6 protein-coding genes, 1 tRNA gene and 2 rRNA genes are annotated in these 7,978 nt (G+C 63.5%); 5 read left to right on the top strand and 4 right to left on the bottom strand.

Features of this window, described 5'->3' with window-relative positions:
• The 4 genes from VGD10_RS10530 to VGD10_RS10515 form a co-directional block, all read left to right on the top strand.
• Nucleotides 1–390: ribosomal RNA gene (locus tag VGD10_RS10530) — 23S ribosomal RNA — on the top strand; the annotation flags it as partial.
• A 103-nt stretch (nt 391–493) separates the two neighbouring features.
• Nucleotides 494–608, top strand: a 5S ribosomal RNA gene (rrf, locus tag VGD10_RS10525).
• A gap of 64 nt (nt 609–672) precedes the next feature.
• Nucleotides 673–749: transfer RNA gene (locus VGD10_RS10520), tRNA-Met, on the top strand.
• Between the two features lie 61 nt (nt 750–810).
• Nucleotides 811–1,524: a DUF72 domain-containing protein gene (locus VGD10_RS10515; RefSeq protein WP_331040773.1), complete on the top strand. Its 714-nt coding sequence runs from the start codon at nt 811–813 to the stop codon at nt 1,522–1,524.
• On the opposite strand, the gene VGD10_RS10510 is transcribed toward VGD10_RS10515, so the two are convergent.
• On the bottom strand, nt 1,521–2,306 hold the full coding sequence (locus tag VGD10_RS10510) for a nucleotidyltransferase family protein (protein WP_331040772.1): 786 nt from the start codon (nt 2,304–2,306) through the stop codon (nt 1,521–1,523). The two genes, VGD10_RS10515 and VGD10_RS10510, sit on opposite strands and share 4 nt — an antisense overlap.
• A 60-nt stretch (nt 2,307–2,366) precedes the next feature.
• Between VGD10_RS10510 and VGD10_RS10505 the strand changes: the two genes are divergently transcribed.
• Complete coding sequence (locus tag VGD10_RS10505) at nt 2,367–3,680, top strand: glycosyltransferase family 4 protein (RefSeq protein ID WP_331040771.1); 1,314 nt, start codon at nt 2,367–2,369, stop codon at nt 3,678–3,680.
• Here VGD10_RS10505 and VGD10_RS10500 read toward each other — a convergent pair.
• The 3 genes from VGD10_RS10500 to hutU all read right to left on the bottom strand — a co-directional run bounded on the left by VGD10_RS10500 (nt 3,652) and on the right by hutU (nt 7,977).
• On the bottom strand, nt 3,652–4,596 hold the full coding sequence (locus VGD10_RS10500; protein ID WP_331040770.1) for a hypothetical protein: 945 nt from the start codon (nt 4,594–4,596) through the stop codon (nt 3,652–3,654). The genes VGD10_RS10505 and VGD10_RS10500 overlap by 29 nt on opposite strands.
• A 176-nt stretch (nt 4,597–4,772) precedes the next feature.
• Entirely contained in the window at nt 4,773–6,317 is a 1,545-nt protein-coding gene (gene hutH / locus VGD10_RS10495; protein WP_331040769.1) for a histidine ammonia-lyase, read from the bottom strand.
• A gap of 1 nt (nt 6,318) precedes the next feature.
• On the bottom strand, nt 6,319–7,977 hold the full coding sequence (gene hutU, locus VGD10_RS10490) for a urocanate hydratase (RefSeq protein ID WP_331040768.1): 1,659 nt from the start codon (nt 7,975–7,977) through the stop codon (nt 6,319–6,321).
• Between the last annotated feature and the right edge of the window lies 1 nt (nt 7,978).

The raw sequence follows: 7,978 nt of genomic DNA, 5'->3' as shown, positions 1-7,978 counted from the left end.
TTGGCACCTCGATGTCGGCTCATCACATCCTGGGGCTGGAGCAGGTCCCAAGGGTTTGGCTGTTCGCCAATTAAAGTGGTACGTGAGCTGGGTTCAGAACGTCGCGAGACAGTTTGGTCCCTATCTGCCGTGGGCGTCGATAATTGAGAGGAGTTGACCCTAGTACGAGAGGACCGGGTTGAACGTACCTCTGGTGGACCTGTCATTGCGCCAGCAGTGCAGCAGGGTAGCTATGTACGGACGGGATAACCGCTGAAAGCATCTAAGCGGGAAGCCTCCCTCAAGATAAGTTATCACAGAGCCGTCGAAGACCACGACGTTGATAGGCCGGATGTGGAAGCCCAGTAATGGGTGGAGCTAACCGGTCCTAATTGCTCTATTCGCGCTTGATGAATCCCACCATCAACGACAGTCTTGGGACTGTCTGCGAGGGATCTCAGCAGATATTCAAAAGTGCACGATTTCTAGAACACTCAATGCGCCGGCCCCATAGCGTGGTGGCCATAGCGTCTGTGACCCACCCGATCCCATCCCGAACTCGGCCGTGAAACCAGACAGCGCCGATGGTACTATCGCTTAAGCGATGGAAGAGTAGGTCGTCGCCAGGCTTTGCGGCCGGCGCCTTGAGTAACCCATTCACAAGTCTTTCCCCCTTCAGGGGAAGGTTATTGGCGCGGGATGGAGCAGCCCGGTAGCTCGTCAGGCTCATAACCTGAAGGTCGTAGGTTCAAATCCTACTCCCGCAACCAATAGAAAACGCCGCCAAGCGCAAGCTTCGGCGGTTTTTTTGTGCCCGGCGCAGGAGGACCAATGACGATCATCATCGGCACCGCCGGCTGGACCATTCCAAGCAAGGACGCCCGCGCCTTCGGCCAAGGCGACAGCGCACTCGCCCGCTACGCGACGCGGTTCAGAGGCGTCGAGATCAACTCCTCCTTCCACCGCCCGCACCGCAAAGAGACGTGGCAACGCTGGGCGGAGACCGTCCCTGAAGACTTCCAGTTTGCGGTCAAGCTGCCGAAGACCATTACCCACGGCGCGAAGCTCGTGGACTGCGAGGGGCTACTGGAGACCTTCCTCTCCGAAAGCGCCAGCTTAGGCCCCAAGTTCAGCGTCCTCCTCGTCCAGCTGCCGCCGAGCCTCGCCTTCGATGCGGCGACGGCGGAGGGCTTCTTCAAGCCGTTGGCCGAGCGCGGCATCGCCGCGATCGCCTGCGAGCCGCGCCACGCCAGCTGGTTCGCAGCCGAAGCAGACGCGCTGCTCGAAAGCTGGAAAGTTCATCGCGTAGCCGCCGATCCAGCCCGAACGCCCAATGCCGGCGAGCCCGGCGGCTGGCGCGGGATCAGCTACTACCGTCTGCACGGCTCTCCCGTCATGTACCGCTCGAGCTACGACGATGCGCGTCTAGCCGAATATGCTGCCGCTATTCGCAAGCAGGCGGATCGGCCGGTCTGGTGCATGTTCGACAATACGGCGTCGTCCGCAGCCACGGCCAACGCGCTGACGCTCGACGAAATGACCTAACCCCGACGCAATATGCGCTCGACGAGCTCCAGGTCCGCAGGTTTGTCCACGTCTATCGCCGCCTTCGCGAACGGCAGCCGCACTGCGCGAATGTCCAGACCCGCTTTCCTTCCGACCGCCAGCAGTGCGCCCTCAATCGTAATCGTCCGTGTCAGCGCCCGAAGCGCCAGCAGCGGCCCGAAATAGCGAAGTAGCTTCAGGGCCTTCTTTCGGTCCCGCTCCACGCCGGACCAGATGGCCAGCGCCTTCCGCGCATTCTCTCCGCACAAAGCGAAGAGGTTGGCCCCGCTAAACTGGCCGCCCCTGAACTTGATCCAGGTCCGGCGCGTCTCGGGGAATTCGGCTTCGACCACCTTCCGCTCCACCACCGCCAAAGCTCCGTCGCCGGCGCCTGCCTGTGCAAGGAAGTGCTCGACCACCTCAGGCGTAAGCAGAGCATGGTCGGCGGTAACCACAAGCACCGGCCAAGGCGCCGCATCGCTCCCGGCAACCGCGTCAATGCTGTCCGATATGCCGGCACCCGCGGCGGCGGTACCGATGCGGGGCTCAGCCCTGATCCAGCCAAGTTCGCCCGCCAGCAACGCCTCAGGCTCCTGGGCAAGAATGACGATCCGCCCGACCGAAGGGCAGGCGAGCATCGTCCGCACCACGCGCCCCAGCATCGGCTCTCCGGCCACCGGGATCAACGCCTTGAACTCGACGCCATGCGAGCGCGCGAATGCATTCTCCCCCGGCCGCTGCCCGGCGAGGATGATTGCGGTCCAATTGTCGCCCGATTTCACTCCTAACGCTCCCCTCCGGCGGGCACGCGGGCGCGCCACCTTCTTCTGACGGGCTGCCCCATGCCGATCCAAAAAGCCATAGCTTTGAACGAGCCGGAGCTGCCGTCCCAGCGGACTATATGCGTGCTGGTCAAGGCTTGGCCGCGCGTCTCCACAACCTTCGTGGCTCAGGAGCTTGTCGGACTCGAGGAGCAAGGGCTGCACCTCTGGCTGGCTTCGCTCAGTCCGGGCGAACCTCATCGCCATTCCTTGCACGACCGGCTGCAGGCGCCGGTCCACTATCTGCCGGAGCCGTGGCGGTCGCCGCTGCGGGTGCTTCGCGCCTGGAAGCAGCTTCGAGGAACGGCAGGCTATCGGCGCGCCCTCTCGATGTTTCTAGAGGACCAGAAGCAGGAAACCCTGAAGCGCCGCGCCGTCCGCAGGGTGCATTTTTGGCAGAGTCTCGCGCTGGTGGCGGAGATGCCTCGGCATATCGGCTTGTTCTACGCCCACTTCATCCTCGGCGCTGGCTCGATCGGCCGTTATGCGTCGGCGATCACCGGCTTGCCCTTCGCTGCCAGCGCGCACGCCAAGGACATCTGGACCACGCCCGATTGGGACAAGCGCGACAAGCTGGCTGCAATGCGCTGGTGCGCAACTTGCACTACTCCAGGGGCAGAGAAGCTTCGGCAGCTGACTGACGATCCGGATAAGGTGAAGCTCATCTATCATGGCCTCTCCTTTTCCCTCTTTCCTCCAGATCAGCCCGTTCGGCCCCCGCGGGACGGGAGCCGGAAGGCCGATCCCGTGCGGCTACTGTCCGTCGGACGTGCGGTTGAGAAGAAGGGCCTCGACGTTCTTCTGAACGCCCTGGCGAGTCTGCCGCCGGACTTGTCTTGGCATCTCGATCATGTGGGCGGCGGACCTCTGCTGGCGAAGCTGCAGGCGCACGCACGCAGTCTGGGGCTCGAAGACCGGATCGAGTGGCATGGCGTGGAAACGCGCGCGGTGGTGGTCGAACGCTATCGAAGCTGCGATCTGTTCGTCCTCCCCTCGAGAGAAGGATCCGATGGTGATCGGGACGGCCTGCCCAACGTCTTGATGGAAGCGCAGAGTCAGGGGCTTGCCTGCCTGTCGACGCGCTTTTCGGCGATACCCGAGCTGATTGAGGACGGTGTAACCGGCATCCTTGTTCCGCCTGCTGATGTTGAAGCGCTGACCACAGCGCTTGAGCGGCTGATCCGCCAGGCCGATCTGCGCGAGGCGCTGGGTGAAGCCGGCTTCCACCGGGTGCGATCAGCCTTCCAGGCGGAAGCGGGGATTGCCGAAATTGCCGCCCTTTTGCGCGGCACGATGGCTGAACAGGCTAATTCGCCTCAGCCAGGTATTTCATGATGGCATCGGCTCCCTTCGGGGCGGTGTCATGTTCGGCCTCGGCGAACGTCTCCCGAACGTAGTCGAGCTGCAACGCGCGGTATTTGCCGTCATCGCTCAGCGCCTCGTCCAAAGCTGACTCCAGTCCTGCCACATCGTCGACTACTGGGCCGAGCGTCCAAAAGCGGTAATTGGGGTCTCCCGCCCAATCGACATGGTGCGAATTAAGGAACACGCAGGGCCGCGGCCGCACGAGGAATTCGGCCACCTGGCTGCTCACGTCCCCTAGATAGAGGTCGGCGGCGAACAGATACGTCATGTCCGCGCTTGCCTCGCTGCCAAGATCGATGTGCATGTGCGGCAGCTTCATATAGGCGCTGAAGTCATCATACTTGTCGGGCCGCGGCGGATAGAAAAGCCTGATGTGAGGTGCGAAGATCAGGTTGAACCGATCGCTACACGCAAAGAAATCGAGCACGCGCTGACCGTCTGTGGGCCAGGATGAAAGGCTCCGCCAGAAATGCGGATTATAGACGACGGTGGGCCTCCCATTATCGAACAGCGGCGGATGGGGCATACGTCGGACCAGATCGAACTTGGCATAGACGCCCGTTGCGTACTGGCCCGGCTTGATCAGCTTTTGCTCGAGAAGGCGCTGCTCGATCTTACTGCCGGCCATCAGCACGAAGTCGAACTTCGCAATCTCCGGCTCGAAACCGTTGGCCCGGTCGCCTGCTCCGTGCCGCGTCCAGATCATGCGGATGCGGCGCGGCAAAAGCCGCCGGATGAGCAAAGTCGTGCGTTCCGGCACCACGAGCGCATCGAATGTCCGAAAGTAGCCGAGATTGCCGAAGAGGGCGAAAAGCTTCGGCACAATGCCTTGGCCAATCCGGGGCATGAGTTTTCGTATGATAGAGGGCAGGCGCAGCAGATCCACTTTCACTTCTGCATCGGGATAATAGCTGCGCTGAACCTTCTTGACGAAGGTCCTGTGCGCTTCCGTCAGACAGGCCAGACGAACCTCTACGTCGGGACACCTGCGCGCTATCTCCAGCGCGATCGGGAGGGAGTGGAAGGTTTGATGAACCTGCGCGATGTAGGAAAAGCAGATCCTCATGCCGCTCCTTTGTCGAGGTCGACAATTGCAAACTGACCCTCCAGCACCGCCGATTGGGCCCAGGCGAGCTCGTCGGCCAGATAGCGGTCGGAGGCGTAATGCGGCACCTCGGCGCGGATCGCGTCCACCACCGGCTGCAGCTTGGCCGACGTTTTCACCGGCGCGTGGAAGTCTAGGCCTTGTACCGCCGCCAGCAACTCGACGCCGATCACCCCCGCCGCGTTGCGTGCAATTCTGCCGGCCTTCCGCGCGCCTGCAGTTGCCATCGAGACATGGTCTTCCTGATTGGCGCTGGTCGGGATGGAATCGACGCTGGACGGGAAGGCGAGGGTCTTGTTCTCCGAAACCAGCGCCGCCGCCGTAACTTGCGCAATCATGAAGCCTGAGTTGACGCCGCTGTCCTTGACGAGGAAGGGCGGCAATCCGCTCATCTTCGGATCGACGAGCACCGCGGTCCGCCGCTCGCTAATCGATCCGACTTCGCAGAGCGCCATCGCGATCATGTCGGCAGCAAAGGCGACCGGCTGCGCATGGAAATTGCCGCCCGATAGCGCCTCATCTTCGCCCGGGAAGATTAGCGGATTATCGGTGACGCCATTCGCCTCGATCTCCAGGGTCCGCGCGGCATGTCGCAACAGATCCAGAGCCGCGCCGACCACCTGCGGCTGGCAGCGGAAGCTGTAGGGGTCCTGCACCTTGCCGCAATCTTCGTGGCTGCGCTTGATCTCGCTCGGGCCTTCCAGAAGGCTCCGAAGCGCCGCAGCCACAGCGATCTGTCCCGGCTGTCCGCGCACTTCGTGGATGCGCGGGTCGAAGGCGGCGTCGGTGCCCTTGAAGGCCTCGACGGAAAGCGCGCCCGCAACCACTGCTGAGGCAAGCACCCGCTCGCCGGTGAACAGGGCATCGAGCGCAAGCGCAGTTGAAACCTGGGTGCCGTTGATAAGCGCCAGGCCCTCCTTCGGCCCAAGCACCAGCGGCTCGAGGCCAAGCCGCTGCAGCGCCTCCGACGCGGGAAGCACTTCATCCCGCAGCGTGATCTTTCCCTCACCGAGGAGCGCGGCGCTGAGATGCGCCAACGGTGCGAGGTCACCTGACGCGCCTACCGAGCCCTGTGCTGGAATGACCGGCAGCGCGTCGGCTTCGAGCAACGCAAGCAGCCGCTCCACCACCAGCTGCCTGACGCCGCTATGGCCGCGGGCAAGCCCGATCACCTTCAGCGCGACAATCAGCCGCACGACATTCGGCTCCAGCGCTTCCCCAAGGCCGCAGCTGTGCGAAAGGATCAGGTTCCGCTGAAGCTCTTCCAGCCGATCGTCCGGAATGCGCGTCTGCGCCAGCAGGCCGAAGCCCGTGTTGACGCCATAGACGGTGCGGCCGGACCCCACGATCCGGGACACAGCTTCCGCCGCTGCGTCCAGTGCCGCCCAGCCTTCCTCTGAAAGCTTGAACCGCGCGCCCGCCCAGATCGTACGCAGCGCGTCCAGCGTGACTGCACCGGGCTTCAGCGTGACTGCACCGGGCTTCAGCGTGACCGTCTCCACTTCAGCGCACCATCGGCAGGTCGAGGCCCTGCTCGCGCGCGCAGTCGAGGGCAATGTCGTAGCCAGCATCGGCGTGGCGCATGACGCCGGTGCCTGGGTCGTTCCAGAGCACCCGCTCCAGCCGCCGTGCCGCAGCGTCACTGCCGTCGGCAACGATCACCATTCCCGCATGCTGCGAATAGCCCATGCCGACACCGCCGCCATGATGGAGCGACACCCAGGTCGCGCCCGACGCGGTGTTGAGCAAAGCGTTGAGCAAAGGCCAGTCCGACACGGCGTCGGACCCGTCCTTCATCGCCTCCGTCTCGCGATTGGGGGATGCGACCGATCCGCTGTCGAGATGGTCGCGGCCGATCACGACGGGCGCCTTCAGCTCGCCGCGAGCCACCATCTCGTTGAAGGCGAGTCCGAGCCGGTGCCTTTGCCCAAGCCCCACCCAGCAGATGCGCGCCGGAAGCCCCTGAAACGCGATCCGCTCCCGCGCCATGTCGAGCCAGCGGTGGAGGTGCGGATCGTCCGGGATCAGCTCCTTCACCTTCTCGTCCGTGCGATAAATGTCCTCCGGATCACCCGACAACGCGCACCAGCGGAACGGGCCGATGCCGCGACAGAAGAGCGGCCGCACATAAGCGGGCACGAAGCCCGGAAAATCGAAGGCGTGGGCGACGCCCTCATCCTTGGCGACCTGGCGGATGTTGTTGCCGTAGTCGAAGGTCGGAACGCCCATACTCTTATAGGCGAGCATCGCTTCGACATGCGCGGCCATAGATTTGCGCGCGGCTTCTTCGACAGCCTTGGGGTCGCGCTCCCGCATCTCCACCCACTTTTCGACCGTCCAGCCAATGGGGAGATAGCCGTTCACCGGATCGTGCGCCGATGTCTGGTCGGTAAGCGCATCCGGCTTGATGCCGCGCCTCACCATCTCCGGCAGGATCTCGGCCGCATTGCCGAGCAGGCCCACGGACGTAGGCTCGTCCGCCGTACGAATGATTTCAAGCGCCTCATCGATGCTTTCGGCGCGGCGGTCGAGGTAGCGCGTCTCGAGCCTCTTCTCGATCCGGCTCTCCTGACACTCGATGGCAATGCAGTGCGCGCCCGCCATCACCGCGGCGAGCGGCTGAGCGCCGCCCATGCCTCCGAGGCCAGCGGTCAATATCCAGCGGCCGCGAAGATCGCCGCCATAATGCTGTCGCCCCATCTCGGCGAAGGTTTCGTAGGTGCCCTGAACGATGCCCTGCGTGCCGATGTAGATCCACGAACCGGCCGTCATCTGGCCGTACATCATCAGGCCCTTGCGATCGAGCTCGCTGAAATGCTCCCAGGTCGCCCATTTCGGCACCAGGTTCGAATTGGCGAGCAGCACGCGGGGCGCGTCTTCATGCGTCCGAAACACGCCCACCGGCTTGCCGGACTGAACGAGAAGCGTCTCATTCTCCTCCAGCCGCTTCAGCGTTTCGACGATCCGGTCATAGCTTTCCCAATCCCGCGCCGCCCGGCCGATGCCGCCATAAACGACCAGCTCTTCCGGCGCTTCGGCAACCCGCGGATCGAGATTGTTCATCAGCATCCGCATCGCCGCCTCGGTCGTCCAGCTCTTGGCTGTGATCTCCGTACCCGTCGGCGCCTCGATATGGCGGCTATTGTCGCGTCTCGGATTCAAT

The organism is Allosphingosinicella sp. (assembly GCF_036402135.1).
Classification (GTDB): domain Bacteria; phylum Pseudomonadota; class Alphaproteobacteria; order Sphingomonadales; family Sphingomonadaceae; genus Allosphingosinicella.
Note: the sequence above shows the minus strand (reverse complement) of the source record. Positions and strands in the feature narration are given on the sequence as shown.